This is a genomic window from Streptomyces inusitatus, from assembly GCF_014651115.1.
GTDB lineage: Bacteria > Actinomycetota > Actinomycetes > Streptomycetales > Streptomycetaceae > Streptomyces > Streptomyces amakusaensis.
Genome location: NZ_BMWG01000019.1, coordinates 71656 through 88844, shown reverse-complemented (window position 1 = coordinate 88844; position 17189 = coordinate 71656). Strand labels below are relative to the sequence as shown.

General features: G+C 69.5%; 7 protein-coding genes and 2 pseudogenes. 2 read left to right on the top strand and 7 right to left on the bottom strand.

The window, feature by feature from the left end:
* Position 1 precedes the first annotated feature (1 nt).
* Positions 2 to 6034 carry an RHS repeat-associated core domain-containing protein gene (locus IE247_RS24780; RefSeq protein WP_190125523.1) on the bottom strand — a complete coding sequence of 2011 codons (6033 nt, stop codon included), beginning with the start codon at positions 6032 to 6034 and terminating at the stop codon, positions 2 to 4.
* A 969-nt stretch (positions 6035 to 7003) separates the two neighbouring features.
* Positions 7004 to 7252, bottom strand: coding sequence for a hypothetical protein (locus IE247_RS24775; RefSeq protein ID WP_190125475.1), 249 nt, complete (start codon positions 7250 to 7252; stop codon positions 7004 to 7006).
* A gap of 395 nt (positions 7253 to 7647) precedes the next feature.
* On the opposite strand from IE247_RS24775, the gene IE247_RS24770 reads away from it, so the two are divergent.
* Complete coding sequence (locus IE247_RS24770; RefSeq protein WP_190125474.1) at positions 7648 to 8217, top strand: P-loop nucleotide/nucleoside kinase family protein; 570 nt, start codon at positions 7648 to 7650, stop codon at positions 8215 to 8217.
* Positions 8218 to 8524: 307 nt separating this feature from the next.
* Here IE247_RS24770 and IE247_RS34505 read toward each other — a convergent pair whose 3' ends face one another.
* The 4 genes and pseudogenes from IE247_RS34505 to IE247_RS24760 all read right to left on the bottom strand — a co-directional run bounded on the left by IE247_RS34505 (position 8525) and on the right by IE247_RS24760 (position 10713).
* Positions 8525 to 8785, bottom strand: coding sequence for a hypothetical protein (locus tag IE247_RS34505; protein ID WP_229869335.1), 261 nt, complete (start codon positions 8783 to 8785; stop codon positions 8525 to 8527).
* 27 nt (positions 8786 to 8812) lie between these two features.
* Positions 8813 to 9055, bottom strand: a pseudogene (locus IE247_RS34820) (hypothetical protein); the annotation flags it as partial.
* A pseudogene (locus IE247_RS34815) lies at positions 8989 to 9186 on the bottom strand (ATP-binding cassette domain-containing protein); the annotation flags it as partial. The pseudogenes IE247_RS34815 and IE247_RS34820, both read right to left, overlap by 67 nt.
* 1125 nt (positions 9187 to 10311) lie before the next feature.
* Positions 10312 to 10713, bottom strand: coding sequence for a hypothetical protein (locus IE247_RS24760; protein WP_190125473.1), 402 nt, complete (start codon positions 10711 to 10713; stop codon positions 10312 to 10314).
* A 361-nt stretch (positions 10714 to 11074) separates the two neighbouring features.
* On the opposite strand from IE247_RS24760, the gene IE247_RS24755 reads away from it, so the two are divergent.
* A complete protein-coding gene (locus tag IE247_RS24755) occupies positions 11075 to 12349 on the top strand; it encodes a phospholipase D-like domain-containing protein (protein ID WP_229869334.1) in 1275 nt (424 codons plus the stop codon).
* A 148-nt stretch (positions 12350 to 12497) separates the two neighbouring features.
* Here IE247_RS24755 and IE247_RS24750 read toward each other — a convergent pair whose 3' ends face one another.
* Complete coding sequence (locus IE247_RS24750; protein WP_190125471.1) at positions 12498 to 16724, bottom strand: DNRLRE domain-containing protein; 4227 nt, start codon at positions 16722 to 16724, stop codon at positions 12498 to 12500.
* Positions 16725 to 17189: the final 465 nt, after the last annotated feature.

The window sequence follows — 17189 nt, the reverse complement described above, 5'->3', positions numbered from 1 at the left end:
GTCACCTCTTTGCGCACTTCGCGAAACTCGGGTAGGGGCGCATGAAACTGACGGTTACCCGCAGGCACTTTCCTTGGCGACTGGCGAGCCAGGCGAGGGTCCCGAAGCCCAGGAAGGCGTGGTAGGCGATGCGTCCCCAGAAGCCCATCTTCTTGATGCCGCCGAGAAACGCCGCGGCATAGCCTCCGCCGCTCATCACAGCTTCGTTCTCCCTCTTCGAGAGGGTGACGGAAATCTTGTACCAGCTCCGGCTGACGCTGTACATACCCGTGAGGTCGTACATGTTCACGGGATCCGCGGGATAGATGTAGGAGTTCGCGTTTCCTCCGTACACCGGGTCGGCCGAGAGGAACCGGCCGGTCGTGGGGTTGTAGAGGCGGACGCCCATCAGGGCTACGCCCGTGAGTGTCTCAGTGGAGCGCTGCTTGGCTCCGAGCCAGTCGTAGCGGGTCGCCACTGGGCTGGACCGCATGTTTCCGTACTCGTCGCTGTCCAGCGCGAGCGGGGCCTGAGCGGCGTCCAGCGGGAGGAGCAGGGAGATGTCGCCGTGGACGTTGGCCAGTTGGAGAGTGACCTGACCGGTCTTGTCGGTGACGGCTCCCAGCTCACCCGTCGTGGAGTCGACGTTGCGGCTCAGAGCCCCGTTGGCCGTGTCCTCGACGATCCAGCGCGGGTTGTCGCCGTCGCTGTCGTAGTGGTTGCGCTTCGACGCGGTCTGCGTCCAGGCGGAGCCGCTGCCGGTCTCGCTCGTCCAGGAGCGGAAGCGCTGCTGGGCGTCGAGCTGCCAGGTCTGGCGCTCGCCGTTAACGGTCTGCCGGCGGACGAGGTCGTTGGCGTAGTACTCGATCGTGCCATTGCCGGGAACTGTGGTGCTGCGTCCCAGGGCGTCGTAGGCGTACCCGGCGTCGGCCACCCGGTCGGCGCTGTCGTATGCGTGGGTGGTGGAGGTCCCCGCGCCCGCCGGGCAGTCCGCGCCGGGGGTGCCGGTCGCCTTGGCCAGCGATGTGCGGTTGGAGCGTGCGTCGAAAGCGTAACCACGCCGGGTGCAGACGGTGTCCACAGTGTCCTCGACCGTGGTCAGCCGGCCCGTCGCGTCGTAGCGATAGTCCTGGTTGGACCAGCCGGAGTGTGTGGTGATCTGACCGTGGACCGATCGGGTCACCGTGTCGGAGTACACGGTCGTGCCGTCGCTGTCGCGGGTGTACACCAGCTCCACCGGGGAGTCGGCGGTGTCCTCGCGTCGGGTGAGGGTGTAACCGCCCGGCAGCTTCTCCGTCAGGACCGAGCCGTCGGAGTCGTAGGTGGCCTGGAAGTGACCGGCGACCGAGTCGGTGGACCGGGTGACCAGACCGCGGGGTTCGGCGGTGTGGTCGTAGGTGTAGGTGACTGCGGAGGGAACCGAGTCCGCGACCCGGACCCGCCGGTCCAGGAGGTCGTACTCGGTGGTGGTGACACCGCCGTCGGCGTCGGTGTACGAGATCACGCGACCGAGCCGGTCGTACGCCTTGGTGATCGTTCCGCCGGTCGGCGAGGTGATCCTCGCCACCTGTCCGCCGCTCGTCGCGTACTCGTAGGCGGTCGTCGGCGGCGTGTCCCCGACTCCGCCGCTGATGACGACCGCGGTACGGCGGCCGGCGTCGTCATAGGCCGTGGTGGTGGTCCGGGTGACGCCGTTCGCGGTCTCGGTGGTCTTGGCGGTGTTGCCGTACCAGTCGTACTCGCTGGTCGTGGTCGGGAGCTGATCCGGGTGCGCGCCGCCGCCGGTGATCGTGCCGGCCGGTCCGGTGGAGCAGATCAGGTCGGCCCATTCGGGGCGGCCCCGGCAGGTTCCGGTTCCGGTCGCGGACCAGTATGCGGTCGCGCGGGTCGCCGCGTCCGTGCCGCCCGCTCCGGGGAGCAGCTGCTTGACGATGCGGCCCTGGGCGTCGTACTCGGTCGCCTCGGTGATCGCGAGGTCGCCGGGGTCCTTGACCGCCTGGACAGCGAGCCCCTTGGCCCAGTCGTACACGGTCTGCGTCGTGTGACCCTCTCCCCGGAGACCGGGGTATCCGCGTACTTCGGCGCCCGCGACGGCCTTGGTGACCTGGTCCTTGATCACCGCTGTACCGTCGGTGGGGCGTCCCCCGTCGTACTCGTTGACCGTCCAGGGACGGGCGGTGACCGAGGTGCCGGACGGCACCAGGGTGGTGGTGCCGGACTTCAGGTCCGCCGTCAGGTCGATCCGGCGCAGCGGCCCGAACCGGTCGGTCTCGCGGGTGCCGCTCTGGTCGTATACCGAGCGGGTGGTCAGCAGCTCCGCGCGGCCCGTGGTGGAGAGCTGGGCGATGCCCAGTTCGGCCTGGGTGGCCTGGTCTCGCGGGGTGAGGCCGAGTGCGACGGCGCGGTTCCCGGGGCTCAGTTTGCTGATGGTGTTGCCGAAGCGGTCGTGCTCGGTGGTGGAGATGTGGCCGCCGGGTGCGGCGGAGTTGACCTCGCGGCCGGAGACGTCGAGATAGTGGACCTCGGCCCGGGCGTAGTCGGTGGCGGTGAGCGACCCGCCGGTGTGGGAGGCCGGTACGGAGTCGGCCGGGAAGAGGGCGGTGGCGTCGGTGGGGGTGTCGGTCTGTCCCCAGGTCCTGACGTCGGCCGTGCCCATGGCGTAGGGGGCGTTGACGCCGGTCAGCGGTACGCCGTAGACCACGGATATGGTCGCGGTGCCCTGCTCCACGTCGGCGGTGCCCTGCTGGAGTCCGGAGCGGGAGGCCTTCAGCAGCATCCCGGCGCCTGCGGTGGACGCGCCGCCGGCGGTGCCGTAGGTGAAGGTCCACGGAAGTTCGCCGGGAGGGGTGAGCTGGGTGACGCGGCCTGCGGCGTCGTAAGCGTAGGCCGTCTTCAGCGCTGGTGAGATCCGCGGGTTCCAGGTCTCGCGCAGCCGGCCGGCGGAGTCGTAGGCGTATGAGGCGACGTTGAGGGCCGTGGAGGTCGCCGCACCGGGCTCGGTGGCCCACAGCCGGATCGCCTTCACCCGGCCGACCATGTCACCGAGGACGCCATCGATGGCGGTGGTGGTGGTCGGGTACTGGAACTCCAGTACCCGACAGCCCTTGGCGGCGGGGTTGGCCGCGCACTCGGCGGCTGTGACGGCCGAGGTCGGCGCGATGATCCACTTCGGTCGGGCGACGGGCAGCCCGTTGTGGGAGGTCGTCTCGGAGACCACCGTGGTGGTGGAGTTGGTCAGGCCGTTGCGCAGGGTGGAGGACACCTGCCATGTCGGCACCGTGGGGTCCGGCTTGGTGAAGACGTTCACCGTGCCGTCCGTGTTCGACAGGGTGAACGAGCCGGTGGTGCTGCCCTGCAGGGTCAGGTGCTCGGAGCCGGGTTCGGGGATCCAGCCGTTCGACGCCGCGTTGGCGGTGAAGTACGTCTCCGAACCGTCCGAGCCGACGACCGCGACCGCGGTGTCGGAGATCTTGCGTATGTGCGAGTAGGCGGACTCCGTCAGCTCGGCGACGGTGCCGGACACCCACTCCTCGCCGAAGATGGGAGCCTGCCCCGCCTGGGTGGCGCCCTTGTCCGGCTCACGGGATGAAGCGGTGCGGGAGGTGGACAGCCCGAACTCGGAGGTGTCGTTGGCCGACAGTGTGTAGTCCCCGGTGATCAGGTTCACCGAACCCGGGCCCACCTGATCTGCGGCGGCGTCAGTGGCGTTGCGGTCGACGACCACGGTCAGGGACTGGGTGGAGCCGGCCGCTGAGCCCGCTCCGGTGAAGTCGGCCTTGAGCTGAACGGTGCCGTCGAGGTTGACGGTGTCGGTGGTCTTCCACACCAGGGGTGCGTTCTTGCCCGCGGTGAGCGCGACGGGCCAGCCGGTCAGCGGGGTGCCGGCGGAGGTGACGTCGCCTGCGGGGATCGGCCTCCAGAGGTCGGCGGCGGAACGCCGCCAGTAGAAGGAGACGCTGTCGTACGCCGTCGCGTCGGCCTCGGCGACCAGCGGCAGCCGGTGTGCGGTGCGCTCGCCGTCGGTGGGTTGGATGAAGCCGCCGGGTCCGGCGTGGAAGGTGTACTCGACCGGCTCGGACTTGTTGTCGGCCTTGTCGACGGCGCGGACCTGGAGGGTGTGGGTGCCGTCCTTGGGCGGGGCGATGCCGATGTTCCTGGCTCCGCCGGTTCCGTCGGTGGTGACCTTGGTCCAGGTCACGCCGTCCAGCGACCACTCCAGCCAGTTGTGGTCGGCGGCGGGCGGGGTGACGGTGAAGACACCGGTCTGTCCGGCGCCCTTGACCCAGGCGGTGGGCGGGTAGTCGGTGGAGGTGATCCCCGTCGGCGCGGAGGGCGCACTGGTGTCGACGGTGAACGTCCTCCACGGCGACCAGGCCAGGTTGTAGTGGGCCCCGTCGGAGGGGTTGGTCCGGAACTTGTACGTCCTGCCGTTGGTCAGCACGCCGGCCGCCACCGTGATCGAGGCCACCGCGCCGGAAGGCACGTACGGTGAGACGCGAAGAGCGCCCACCTGGGTGTCGGTGACGCTGTCGAAGATCTGGAAGGTGCTGTTGACCTTGTCGCCGTCGGCGTCGACGAAACTGTCGCGCAGGACCGGCCGCAGGGTGTTGACGGTGTAGTCGCCCCCGTGGGAGAAGTACGGGGGTCCGGCCTCCTGCATGGTGCCGGTCCGGGGGCGGTAGTTGTACGACACCGTCAGCTTCGGCGGGTTGGAGGCCGCGTTGGCGGAGTTCACCCGCTTCCACTGGGCGGTGTCCGTCTCGCTGGTGGCGCGCAGCCCGAGGTGGCCTCGGGTGGCCTGCGCGGAGGTCCACTCCTGGACGAGGGTGCCCACATCGGCGTTGATCCAGCCGTCTGGGGCACCGGTGCAGACGGGGCGGCCCCTGGTCTCGGTGGAGGTGGCCCTCTTCGCGGTCCAGGCGGGCTGGGCGGTCCAGCGTGAGGAGGTGGTTGCGGCTCCGGCGGACCAGACCTCCCACGGCTGGGCTACGCAGGTGGCGTTGCCCGAGTGGAAGTTCCACAGCGACAGGGTGGCGTTGGTGATCAGCGCGTCCCGGATCGGTGTGGTGTCCCAGGAGATGAACGAACGGGCGGTACGGGCGGTCCCGTTCGGGTTGGTCGTGCCGGGGTTGCCGAGGTCGAGCTCGGTGTCGCCGGACCAGTCGACGGTCTCGCCCTGCTGGACGTAGGTGTCGAAGACGTTGCCCAGGGCTGAGGTCGACGGGTCGACTGTCACCGGGTACTTCGTCTTGGGGTCGGCGAGGAACTTCGCGTCCGGGGTGATGACCAGGTCGACACCGCCCTTGGTCTTGACGGCCTTCATCGCGACCGGGACGCGGCGGGTGTGCTCACCGGAGAGGGGATCGACGGTGGCGTCCCACATCACGGGCGCGGGCATCACCGCCCTGACCTTGTTCTTCCTGTCGGTGAACCGCACACTGCCGTCGGCGAGCTGCTTGGCCTTGAGGCCCTCGGCCTTCAGCGGCAGGGTGTAGGTGTACCCGGCGGTGGCCGGGCGCTGCTTGATTTCGACGTACTGTTCGAAGCCGGTGCGGGTGGCCTCGACGACCACGTCCGCGCCGGGTACGGCGTTGACGTACTCGGCGCGTGTCCCAGTCAGGGTCGGGGCAGGGAGTCCGCCCTTCCACTGGAGGGTGATCCGCTGGTCGCCCTCGCCGAGGGTGACGAGGTCGGTGGCCTTCGCCGTCCGGGTGGCCGCCAGCGAACGGGCCGGAGTCCCCGTCTTCCCGGCGAGGGCCAGCCCCCGGGGGTGAGCCTTCGACTCCACCGCGCCGCCGGCCGCCCTGACCAGATCGAGGTCGACGTCCTGCCACTCACCAGAGGCCCTGTCCTTGAACCGGACCGGCCCCGCTGACAGATCCGTGGTGAGAGAACCGTCCTTGTTCACCCACGTCGTCGACGTCTCCGTACGCTCCGAGAGGGCTTCCACGCGCTTGCCCGACAGCCGCGCCGCCACCCGCGCGGACGAAATGTCGGCAGCCTGCGTCGCCGCGGCCTTCTTGGGCGCGGCAGGTGTTTTCGGCACCGCCGCCATCGCGGCACTGTTGGCGTCGACCAGGGTCGCCGCCAGGGCCAGTGCGAGCCCGCCGGCTAAGTAGCCGACGCCCACTCTCGGCCGGGGCCCGGCGCGCTCATTCGGCGCGAGAAAACTGATCTTCATATATCCCATACCTCCTGGCTTCACCCATCGCACCTGTGATTTACCTGTGAAGCTATCGAGGTGGATAATGATCCAAAACTGCACCAATTCACTGTATGGGCGACAATGCAACCACTCATGAAATGTGATGCCCATCACATGGGATGGGGTTGTTGCGAAAGCAAATCGAATGGTCCGTATGGCTTGCTGTGACGGCAAGATGTGCGTCCGCCATGTTCCCGAGTGCGACGTGGGGTCCGAGTTGCCCGAGGGGAGTCGGACCGGGTCCCCTCTCTCCTGCCCGCCGCTGAGCGTGGCTCGGGAGAGCGGCCTTCCCAGGGCGAGAACGGTGAGGATGTACGCGATCCACCGAGTTCGGGGACTCGCGGCGGGATCACCAGCCCGGCCCTGAGGCGCGCAGCGAGGAGGGGCTGGATCTCGGGCAGCGGGAGCCGGCAGGCGTGGCCGGTTCTGGCCGGAGCTGCGAGCAGGGCTCCGGAGTGGGTGCGGAAGAGACGGCGGAAGCCCACCCGCAGTCGGCTGCCGCCCTCCGGAAGCCCACCCGCAGTCGGCTGCCGCCCTCCGGAAGCCCACACCGCATCGATGTATGCCAGCCGCCGCCACAGCACTCCCCCCGGCTTCTCTGCCGCGGCGCCTGCGGCCGGGCCACGCTCCTGCCGCTCGTGCCGCGGGGCCCGGCGGCGAATGCGGCGAGAGCGAACCACGCCTGCCAGGAGCGCGAGCCCGCTCGCCCACACTCACGACGGACAGCTCCCCGGCACCGCCGAACCACCCGCACCGCCCGAACTCCCCGCCATGACACCCGCCGAAGAGACCGCCGCGGACCTGTGGGCCACCGGCGCCTCACCCACCTCCCACCCCGTCCAGCACGCACGCGGCCACCTCACCCGCCTCGGAGCCACCACCACCGCCGACATCCGCCTCCTCCACGACCGCACCCCGGCGCTGACCGGCGGGCTCGTCACCCACAGCCAGCGCCCGCCCACCGCGAAGGGCACCGTGTTTCTCAACATCGAGGACGAGACCGGCATGATCAACGTGATCGTCCCGCCGCACGTGTGGGACCGGTACCACCAAGTCGTCCTCGACCACCCCGGACTCCTCATCCACGGCACGGCCGAGCGGGCCGGCCACACGATCAACGTCCTGGCCCACCGCCTCGAACCGCTGACGCTCACCGGGCCGGCCCGCGCCGCCCCCGTGCCTGTTCCACCTCCAGCGCCGCAACCTTGGCCCCGCCATGCCGCAGGGCCCGGACGGGCACTGGCGACCGTCGGCGGCAGCCCCGGCGAGGTCACCGACGCCCTCCGGCAGCAGCGTCTGCACCGAGGGCCTTCACCTGCTGGAATGACTCACCTGCCACGCCGCCCCCGCGCTCACTCCCACCGGGCGGTAGGTTTCGTGAAGTTGACCGGCCGGCTCCACGTGCAGACGTCGGCCGACCTCACGCTCACCCTGTCCCGGAAGACCATCCTGTGCCCACCCGCATGCCCGTTGCCGTCATCGTCTCCGGCCCTCCCGGCACCGGGAAGACCGCCCTCGCCACCAAGCTCGCCAAGCTGCTGACCCTGCCCCTCTACAGCCGCGACACGATCAAGGAGAGCTTGTTCGGCACCTTGGGCTGGTCCGATCGGCAGCGTTCCAAGCAGCTCGGGGCCGCGTCTGCGACCGTGCTGTTCAACCTCCTCGAAGCCGCCCTGAAGGCTGGCTCGGACTGCCTGGCCGAGTCGAACTTCCGCCCCACCCATGCGACCGCGGACTTCCTCCACCTCATCGACCGGACCGGCTGCGCCGTGGTGCAGGTCCGGTGCGTCGCCGACGGCCCCGTACTGCTGGAGCGGTTCACCGCCCGCTCCTCCTCGGCCGAGCGGCATCCGGGGCATTGCGACGACCAGAACGCCGACGAGTTCCGCGACGAACTGCTGGCCGGCAGCTACGAACCCCTGGACCTGCCCGGACCGGTCCTCACCGTCGACACCACCGACTTCCAGACCATCGACATCCCGGCCCTCGCCGCTCAGATCACGGCCCTCCACAGCTGCCCCGGCACCGCCTGAACTGCCGGCCATCGGGTGCGTGGGCCCACGACGAAAGGACCGGACCGTGCACGCCCTCCGTCTTCGCGCGTCCCAGACGTTCGAGCCCGTCTCCGACACTTCCGCGCCCCGGCCCGGCTTCCCCGTCCAAGAATGCGTCGGCACCATCACCGAAGCCGCACCGGGAGCGCGCCCGCTAGAAGCCTGCCATCGACAAGAACACACCACCTCGCCCTGACAAGCGCTGCGCAGAGTGACGCGAGGGGTGCTTATGCGCGCCAGGTGTGCGGTGGTCGCATACGTCGCCGACGCGACCGGCTGGCGGTGTTCACCGGCTCAAGGCCCCTGTGACAGAGCCGGTCGTGTCGGCTCGGCGGTCCTGAAGATTCTTCATCTCCGCGAACTGGGAGCCCTCGGTGGCGAGGAGCTCGTCGTACGTACCGGACTCGATGACGCGGTCGGCGACAGCAGCGTTGGCGAGGCGGTGGGTGATGAACAGGGTTGCCGCGCGGCCGTCGGCTAGGGTGCGCAGGCGAGTGAAGAGCTGGTGCTCGGCGTGGGCGTCGAGGGCGGAGGCGGGTTCGTCCATGACGACGACGGGGGCGTCCTTGTGGAAGCCGCGGGCGATGGCGAGGCGCTGCCACTGGCCGCCGGAGAGGTCGTGGCCGCCCCACCAGGAGCGGGCCAGTGTCCAGGGCCGTGGGGGAGGGCCGTGAGGACGGTGTCGGCACCCGCGTTGCGGGCGGCTTCGTGGACGGCTTGGTCGCCTCCGGGCCGGGGTTGGCCGAGGGTGATGTTCTGCCGGGCGGTGAAGGACCAGCGGGTGTAGTCCTGGGGGACGAGCGCGATGGTCTGCCACAGAGTGCTCGGGTCGAGGTCGGCGGTGGGGTGTCCGTCCCGGGTGACGGTGCCGCTGCTGGGGAGGTAGAGGCCGGTGAGAAGACGGGCGAGGGTGGACTTGCCGGACCCGTTCTCCCCGACGAGGGCGATGACCTCGCCGCGCCGGATGGTCAGGTCGATGCCGTTGACGGCGGGCGCGGTGGCGGGGGTAGGTGAAGGCGAGGCTCCGGGCCTTGATCACGTCCGGCCCGTTGGGCGGGGCGGGGGAGGTGCCGCGGTTCATGGCCCAGGCGGGTGCGGTGTCCACGAAACTGGCCCAGTCGGTGACGTAGAGGCCGGTGCTGAACAGGGAGGCGGAGGCGCGGACGCTGCCGGTGAGGGCCGTGTTGGCGCTGCGGACGGCCAGGACGGTGGTCGCGGCGGCGGCTACGGCCATGTCCCCGTTCAGCAGGAGGAACACGATGCCCCGGCCCAGACCGCGATGGTGGCGACGGCGGCGAGGAGGTCCCCGGCGCCCTGGACGAGGGCGCTGCGGCGGGCACCGTCGAACTGCTCGGTCTCCAGCCGGTGGGAGGTGGTGCGGTACTGATCGAGGAGGAAGGCGCCATGGTGTAGGCGCGGACCTCGGGGGCGGTGGAGCCGTCGGTGGCGTACTGGGCGAGGACGCCCCGCAGGCGGCTGTCGGCGAGGCTCTGGTGGGCGGTGGCGTGGGGGTGATCTGCGCGACCCGTACCGCACCCCACGCCCGCGGGACGACGGCCAGGAGGGATCAGGACGCTGCGCCGGTCGGTGTTCCAGCTCAGGCGCCAGGCGCGGGCGAGTGGGGCCGGCAGCCGGGCGGCGATGGCGCGGGCTGTGAGCGTCGCCTGCCTGGCCTCATGAGTGTCCTCTTTGAGGCGCATCACCGGCGGTGCACCCGGAGCGGGGAGTGCCGCGGCGGCTGGGATCTGGGCTTGAGGCTGGGGAGGAAAGGGGTGCTGGGAGGGTCACGGCGTCATCGAAGTCCGGCCACGGTGGGGGGCTCAACCTGTTTGCCCACGGCCCGGGCGCGTTGATGCTGCTCCCGCCTCCGAGCGGTCAACTTTCCCGCGTTCAGATCCACTTGTTCGGGTGAAATCGGTTCGTCGGCAGGTGAGTTGTGCACGGGGGATTCAGGTGCGGTGGACGGCGGTCCACGGGTGGTCGCTGCCATTGTCCTCCTCCGTTCCGACCGGGGTGCCGTCCATGGTCTCGACCCACGAGTGGAACGCGGAGGGGCATGTGCGGGCGCCGCTGTCAGCAATACAGAAGGTGTCTGATTCCGTCGCCGTTGTCGTCGATATAGATGTCTTCGATGTTGGCGGCCGACGTCCAGCCGTAGTTGGAGGTGCCCGCCACTCGGACGTACCAGAACACGTTTCCGTAGTCGTTCAAGACGTAGCAGTGGTAATAGACCAGTTCACCGGAGGCGGCCGTACCGGCGTTGGCGCAGTGGGTGTAGGGCCCCCGCTTGAGGTTCACGTCTGTTTTCAGACGGCCGCCCCCCTCACCATTCCCGGCATGGCTCTGGGAGCACGACACGGCGTATGCCTCTGCCTCAGGCGTGACCGTCAGTCCGATGCCGAACGTCATCAGCACGGTGGTCAGAATCAAAACGAGCGTACGGTTTGGCTGGCGCGATGACTGCTTGCTGAGCACAAGCGTCCCCTCTCGGGTCGCCAGATGTGCACTTGTGCGACCACGATAGGGTCTTGGCCGCCGGGGTGTCGTGACGCATTCGTGCCAGACGCCGACGTAACGCGCGCCTGATTTCGCCGAGACTCCTTAGCGCCGAAGGCGCCCATGATGATCATGGTTATCTCGATGGCGCGCCCGTCACCGCAGGATGCCGGTGACCGTGCACCAGGGAGATTCCCAAGGCACGGGTCTCCGCCCTCCGCCAGCAACTGCTGCTGCTCCTCAGAGAACAAGCCGAGACTCCCGGAACTCTTCTTGTCGTGGCCTTGCCATGAAACGATTGCGGAGTTTCCCACGTGGCCTATACGCCCGGGAGGATCAGTTGATCCGCGTACGCAGTGCCGTCACCACGGTGGCGGCCACCCTTGCTCTGGTCGCCGGCTCCGTGCTGGGCGGTGCGCCACCGGCGGGTGCCGTGCCTGTCAAGCCGGTTGTCAACGGACCGGTGTTCAACAACCCATTAGGTACAGCGGCGCAGCAGAAGGCCATCTTCACCCAGCTGGTCCGCCTGATCGACGCCACCCCGCCGGGCCAGCAGATCCTCGGCTCGATCTTCGAGTTCAAGGATCCTGAGGTCGCCGACGCCCTGCTCGCGGCGCACCAGCGGGGAGTGAACGTCCGGATCATCGTCGACGACTCGACCTATGTCCGCGACGACAACGGCAAGGAGTTCGCCAACCTCGCCTACGACGCGCTCAAGGCCGGCCTCGGGAACAACGACACGGCCCGGTCCTGGATCGTCGTGTGCGATGACCGCTTCGAGGACAACGACCACATCGACGATGTCAGGAGGGGCTGCATCTCCGCCGACGCAGCCTCGGCCTACAACCACAACAAGTTCTTCCTATTCTCGAAAACCGGCCCCTTCGACGACGGCTCCGCCTACTCGAAGGCCGTCTTCCAGACCTCCTCGAATCTCGGGAACTGGGACAAGGAAGAGGCCTTCAACGACGCGGTGACCTTCGTCGACGCCACCGTCCACGACGGCTACGCCGCCTACCACGAGAAGCTGCGAGCCGGCCGGTATCTCAGGGACGGACAGAGCAGCGTCTACTCCTCCACCCCCACCGGTTCCACCTACCGGGCCTACTTCTTCCCCCGTGGAGACCCCTCCTACTACAACCCGGCCACCGACACCATCGTCAACGTCCTCAACGAAGTTGCCTGCTCCTACACGGGCGCGGACGGCAAGCGCCACCAGACCGACGTCCGGATCGTGGTGCTCTACTTCAACGACACGCGGATCCAGGTCGCCGACAAGCTGAGCGAACTGCGCGCAAGGGGCTGCTGGATCGACATCGTCTACCGCTCGGCCCAGCCCAATGTCGTGGCCGAGCTCAACCGTGCGGGCATCCAGCACCGCAAGTGCCTGATTCCCAATGGCCCTGAAATCGATGTACTCCCCCACAACAAGCACATTCTGATCGACGGCGACTACAACGGTGACATCACGCCCCGCGTCTACACCGGCAGCGCCAACCTGACCGGCTCGTCACTGAGGCACGCCGACGAAGCCTTCGTACGGATCACCAGTGCGGACTACCACGCGAAGTACCTGAGCAACTTCTACAAGATCCGCACCGCCTGTGGAGGCTGATACGGGACCGCCGCGCGGACGGGCCGCGGCCCCGCACCCGGGACGGGTTGCGGGGCCGCGGCTGAGGTGAAGGGGACGGTCGTGCCGGGGGTCTCCGGTGGGCCCGGGGGCTCCGCCGGGTGCCGTCACGGCGCTGTGTCTGCTGTGGTCAGCTGCGGCGCCCTGGTCGGATGAAGCTCACCTGGCCGATGTCCGGGTTCCGGGTCCAGTTCTGGACGGTGGTGCGGTTGCGTCCGCCGTGCTGGGCGATGTGGATGGTCCAGCCGTCGATCTTCGAGATGACCCCCGCGTGGTTCCAGCGCCGGGGGGTGTTGTACCAGGCGAAGGCGATGTCCCCGGGCCGGACGTCGAGCAGGGATATCTCCTTGCCCTTGCGGTGCTGCTTGAGGTGGGTGCGGAGTTTGGCGGTGACGGTCCAGGTGACGCTGTCCCTGCGCTGGAAGCCGACGTTGTTGCGGAACCAGCGGGCGACGTTCTCACGGCCGCCCCGGATCTGCTTCATCTTGCCGCCGCGGTTGAGGGCCTTGGAGACGAAGTTGGTGCAGTCCTGCTTGTACTCCCACTCGGACTTGGGCTTCATGTTGCCCAGGGCCCAGCGTGCGGTGCCGCTGTGGTCGGGGGCCCTGCGGGGCGACGGCCCCCCGGGGGCCGGTCCGGTCCGGGGGAACATGCCGTCGGCGTTCATCTCGACCAGCGGCGCCTCCTCCGTGACCGGGGTGACATCGGCGAGGTCCCGTGCGTCGGGTTCCGCCGTGTGGGCGGCCCGCTCGGCGGCCCCGTCCTCCGGCAGGGTGGTCTCCACGGCGGTGTCGTCGGCCTCCATGCGCAGAACGCCCTGGTCGAAGACGAAGTGGCCGGTCTCCTCCCCCTCCTCGGGTTCATGGGTCCCGTCGGTGTGGGTGAGGTTCAGCTGTTCCTTCACCCCGCCGCGGACGACGACGGTGCCGTTCGGGCCGGGCCCTGCCAGCAGGTTGTCGAAGGTGGTGGTGATGGAGGAGTAGTGCAGGCCGTGCCCGACGACCGCCTGACGCCGCCGGTTCAGCTCCGGGGCCTGCTCCGCGAGGAGCGCACGGAACTTCACTCCGTGCGGGGAGGACGCGACGGCCTGGTCAAGGGTGGTGTAGGTGCCCTTCAGGAGGCCGGAGCGGGCCGCGAAGTAGTCCCGCACCGCCTGGAGATGACCATCGCGGTCGGTGACTGCCTGGGGCTTCACCGCGGCGGTGGTGACGGCCGGGGAGGTGCCGTGGGAGGTGGCGGCGGTGACGGTGACGGTGTGGTCCTGGCCGTTGACGAGTCCGGGCACGCTGACCCGGTCGCTCGTGGTGGTGGTGCGGAACACCTCGGCGCCGCCCCGGTGGGCGACGACGGTGTAGGTCGGGGCCCCGTCGGAGGACCCGGTGTCGGAGGGGGCGTTCCAGACGGCGAGGAGACCGCCGTCGGCCGTGACCGTCCGGACGTCCCGGGGGGCGGTCGGAGCGGTCGCGGCGATGTAGTCGATGATCAGCTGGGGGCGCTTGGCCGGGTCGTCGGCGCGGGAGGAGTGGTAGACCATGCCGGGGGCGGCGGTCTTCTCGTCGCCGAGCTGGAGGCTGATCCCGTGGTTGTCGTCGTCGGAGCGCCAGGAGTCCACCAGGGGTCCCAGATCCAGGCTGCCGACCGGGACAGTCGTCTCGTCCTCGCTCTCATGGGTGGCCTCGCTCGAGGCGGCGGCCAGATCCTGGCCGCTCTGCTGCGGGGTCCATGCGTCCGCCAGCTCGCGCACCGTCGCCCCGGGCTCCTCGCAGACCTCGCCGTCGACGCAGTCCACGCGGTGCAGCTTGAGCCGCGCACCGGTGATCCGGGCACCGGCCGGCACCGCGGTGAGATCGGCCTTGAACCAGGTCCGCCAGGAGATTCCGTCCGGCGTGCCCACCTGGAGCTGATCGTCCTGGACTGCGGCGCACGGCGTGCCGCCGCAGTCCTGGGCTCCGACCGGGGCGGTGGCGTCCTGGAGCGCCGTGCCGGAGAGGGTCACCGAACTGGTCTGCGGGGCGGGAGCGGAGTGCGGGGTCTTCGCCGTGAAGGTCTTCTTCGTACTCCATGGGGAGCAGGCGGTGTCGCTGCATGCGCGCATCGCCCACTGGTAGGAGGTGCCCGGGGTGAGGGCGCCTTCGGGGACCATCGTGGCGACACGGCTGCCGCTGCCCGCGCCCATCGGTGGGAGCACCACGCCGGGCAGCGCGGCCCCGGCAGCGTCGAAGAGCGCGAACTCCCCGTTGAGCGACATCTGGGACCGGGTGGTGACCACGCCGGAGAGCAGCGGGGCGGCTGTCTCCAGGCCGCCTTCCTGGAGCGCTCCGGGAACGTCGGGGGCAGTGAGCCCGGCGGGCTCGGTACCCACGCCGAACTGGACCGCCACGACACCGGAGAGCAGTCCGCCGGAGTCCACGGTGCGGACGTACAGGGTGTGCCAGCCGCGGGTGAGGTTGACCTTGACGGTCTGGGGACGGCCGTGTGTTCCGGCGGGGTCGTTCACCGCCTGCTTGGTCGCCGGGTCGTTCAGGCCCCAGAGGAAGCCGCGCCCGTCGGTGGAGGTGGTGGTGAAGGTGCAGTCGACCTCACCGGGCGCAATGTTGTTCCACTGGTCCCGGGTGATGCCGTTGCAGCTCACCGAGGGGGCGTTGGGACGCACGACATTGACGCCGAACGTCGAGTAGGCGCTCCACGGACCGTAGACCAGGCCGTCGTAGGCGCGCGCCCGGACCCGGTGCGACCCGGCACGGAGCTTGTTCGCGGTCGGCAGGGTCAGCTTGGCGGTGGAGCCGGAGGCGACCGCCGCGCTGGTGCCCGTCCAGGTGTAGACGCTCCCGTCGGCGGCCGGTTCGCCGACGACCTCGAACTGCGCCTTCACGGCGGCGCCCTCGGGGTCGGTCACCTTCGCGGTGAACGTCGGCGTGACCGAGGTGGCATAGGTCCTCTGGTTGAACGGGTTGTGCGCGGACGGGGTGAACGCCACCGCGCTCGCAGTGCCCGGCTGGGTGTTGTAGGTGACGGACAGCACCGGGATGTTGGCCGCGGCGTTGCGGGAGTGGAACTGCTTGAAGGCCAGGACGTCGTTCTCGTTCGTGGCCCTGACGCCGAGGATGTTCTCGGCGTGCGGGTTGGTGGACCACGCCTGCACGAGCGTCTTCACATTGGCGCTCACCCAGCCGGGGTCGCAGCCGCCGCCCTTGGTCTGGGTGGAGGTGGCCCACTTGCGGTTCCAGGACGGCTGTGAGGTCCAGCGGGTCGCGGTGCCGACGTTGTTGGTGTCCCAGACCTCCCAGGAGCGTGCGATGCAGAATCCCACGCCGGAGTTGCTGTTCCACAGCTTCAGCGTGGCCGCCGTGATCTGCTGGTTCTTCACCGGCTGAGTGTCGAAGCGCAGGAAGGAACGGGCCACATTGCCGGGGGTGCCGCCGATGCGCAGATGCTGCGCGGTGGACAGATCGGTGGTGTGGCCCTCCTGGACGAAGGTGGTGAAGGTGACCGGCAGGTTCACCGACGGATCGACCGTGACAGGGAATCTCGTGGCCGGGTCGGCGAGGAACGCCTTGGCCGGGCGCAGCGTCAGATCGATCTGGTCACCGTGCTGGTCGACGGTGAGGGCGACGGGGGCCCGGTGGGTGTGCGTGCCGGTGTGCTTGTCCCTGCGGTTGTCCCACATCACCGGGGCGGGCATGGTCCCGGCCGTCTTGCCTGTCTTCGCGTCGGTGAACGTCACCCCGCCGTTCGAGGCCCTGGCCTTCAGCCCCTTCGCGGTGAGCGTCATCCGCAGGGTGCCCGCCCGGCCGACGGCCTCGCGGGAGCGGAGCCTGAGGAACTGCTCGAAGCCGGTCCTGGTGGCGTCCACGACCAGGTCCGCGTGGGGCAGGGCACCGCGGTAGGTCGCCCTGGTTCCCTCGATGTCCGGCGCGGGCAGCGCGCCGCGCCATCCCAGGGTGACCTGCTGTCCCTTGCCCTTGGTCAGGGATACCAGGGGGACGGAGGCGGCGACGGACGACGCGGCGCCGAGCCTGCGGGCCGCCGCGGCGTCGTTCCGCCGCGGGGTCGCTCCCGCGAGGGTCAGCCCGAGGGGGTGGGCCTTCGAGCCGATCCGCCCGTCGGCCTTCTTCACCAGGCCGATGTCGACCTTGGACCAGGAGCCACCCTTGTTCCGGAACCGTACAGGCCCGGCGGCCTGGTCCACGGTGAGGGTCCCGTCCGGATTCGCCCACAGCGTGCGGGTCTCGCTGCGCTCGCCGACGACCTCGACCCGCTTGCTCTGGAGGCGCGCCTTCAGGATCGCCGCGGTGATGCCCTTCCCTGCGGCCGGCTTGCCGGTGGGCCGCGACACGGCGGGCTTCTCGGCCGCCACGGCCCCTCGTGGCGTTCCGGTCTCCAGGAGCAGGGCACCGGCGAGTGCCAGTCAGACCCCGACAGCCGATTGACGCCTCAACAATGCCTTTGTCATGAAATCCCTTCGGGATAAAGAAGCATCGGAAAACGCCAAAGCTAGTCAGGGCCTTCGGCGGTCACGTAGGCCCAATGGCCCAGCGGCGACGGGGTCGAAGGTCCTGAAATGGATCTTTGCGAAGATAACGAGCACCCTGCAGAGCGCAGTCACCGTCCGGAATACGGTGACCAACCGCCCTATTCCCGTTGAATCCGCTGGTCACAGCCCTGCCGAATCACGCACTCCGCCAGCACGTCATCACGCGGTGCTGGCCCGAGCGGCCACCTCCGGACTCACTCTCCGGCACGCTTCCGGGGGCGTGCCGACCCGGCAGTGAGCTCCCCCGCATCTTCGGGAACCTGCCGACTTCCGGGACCGCGCCCAGGC

Bases quoted from the DNA above. Each gene is read 5' to 3' on its own strand.
- IE247_RS34505 (WP_229869335.1), bottom strand. From the start codon at position 8,785: ATGGACGAACCCGCCTCCGCCCTCGACGCCCACGCCGAGCACCAGCTC.
- IE247_RS24770 (WP_190125474.1), top strand. From the start codon at position 7,648: ATGCCCGTTGCCGTCATCGTCTCCGGCCCTCCCGGCACCGGGAAGACC.
- IE247_RS24780 (WP_190125523.1), bottom strand. From the start codon at position 6,034: ATGGCGGCGGTGCCGAAAACACCTGCCGCGCCCAAGAAGGCCGCGGCG.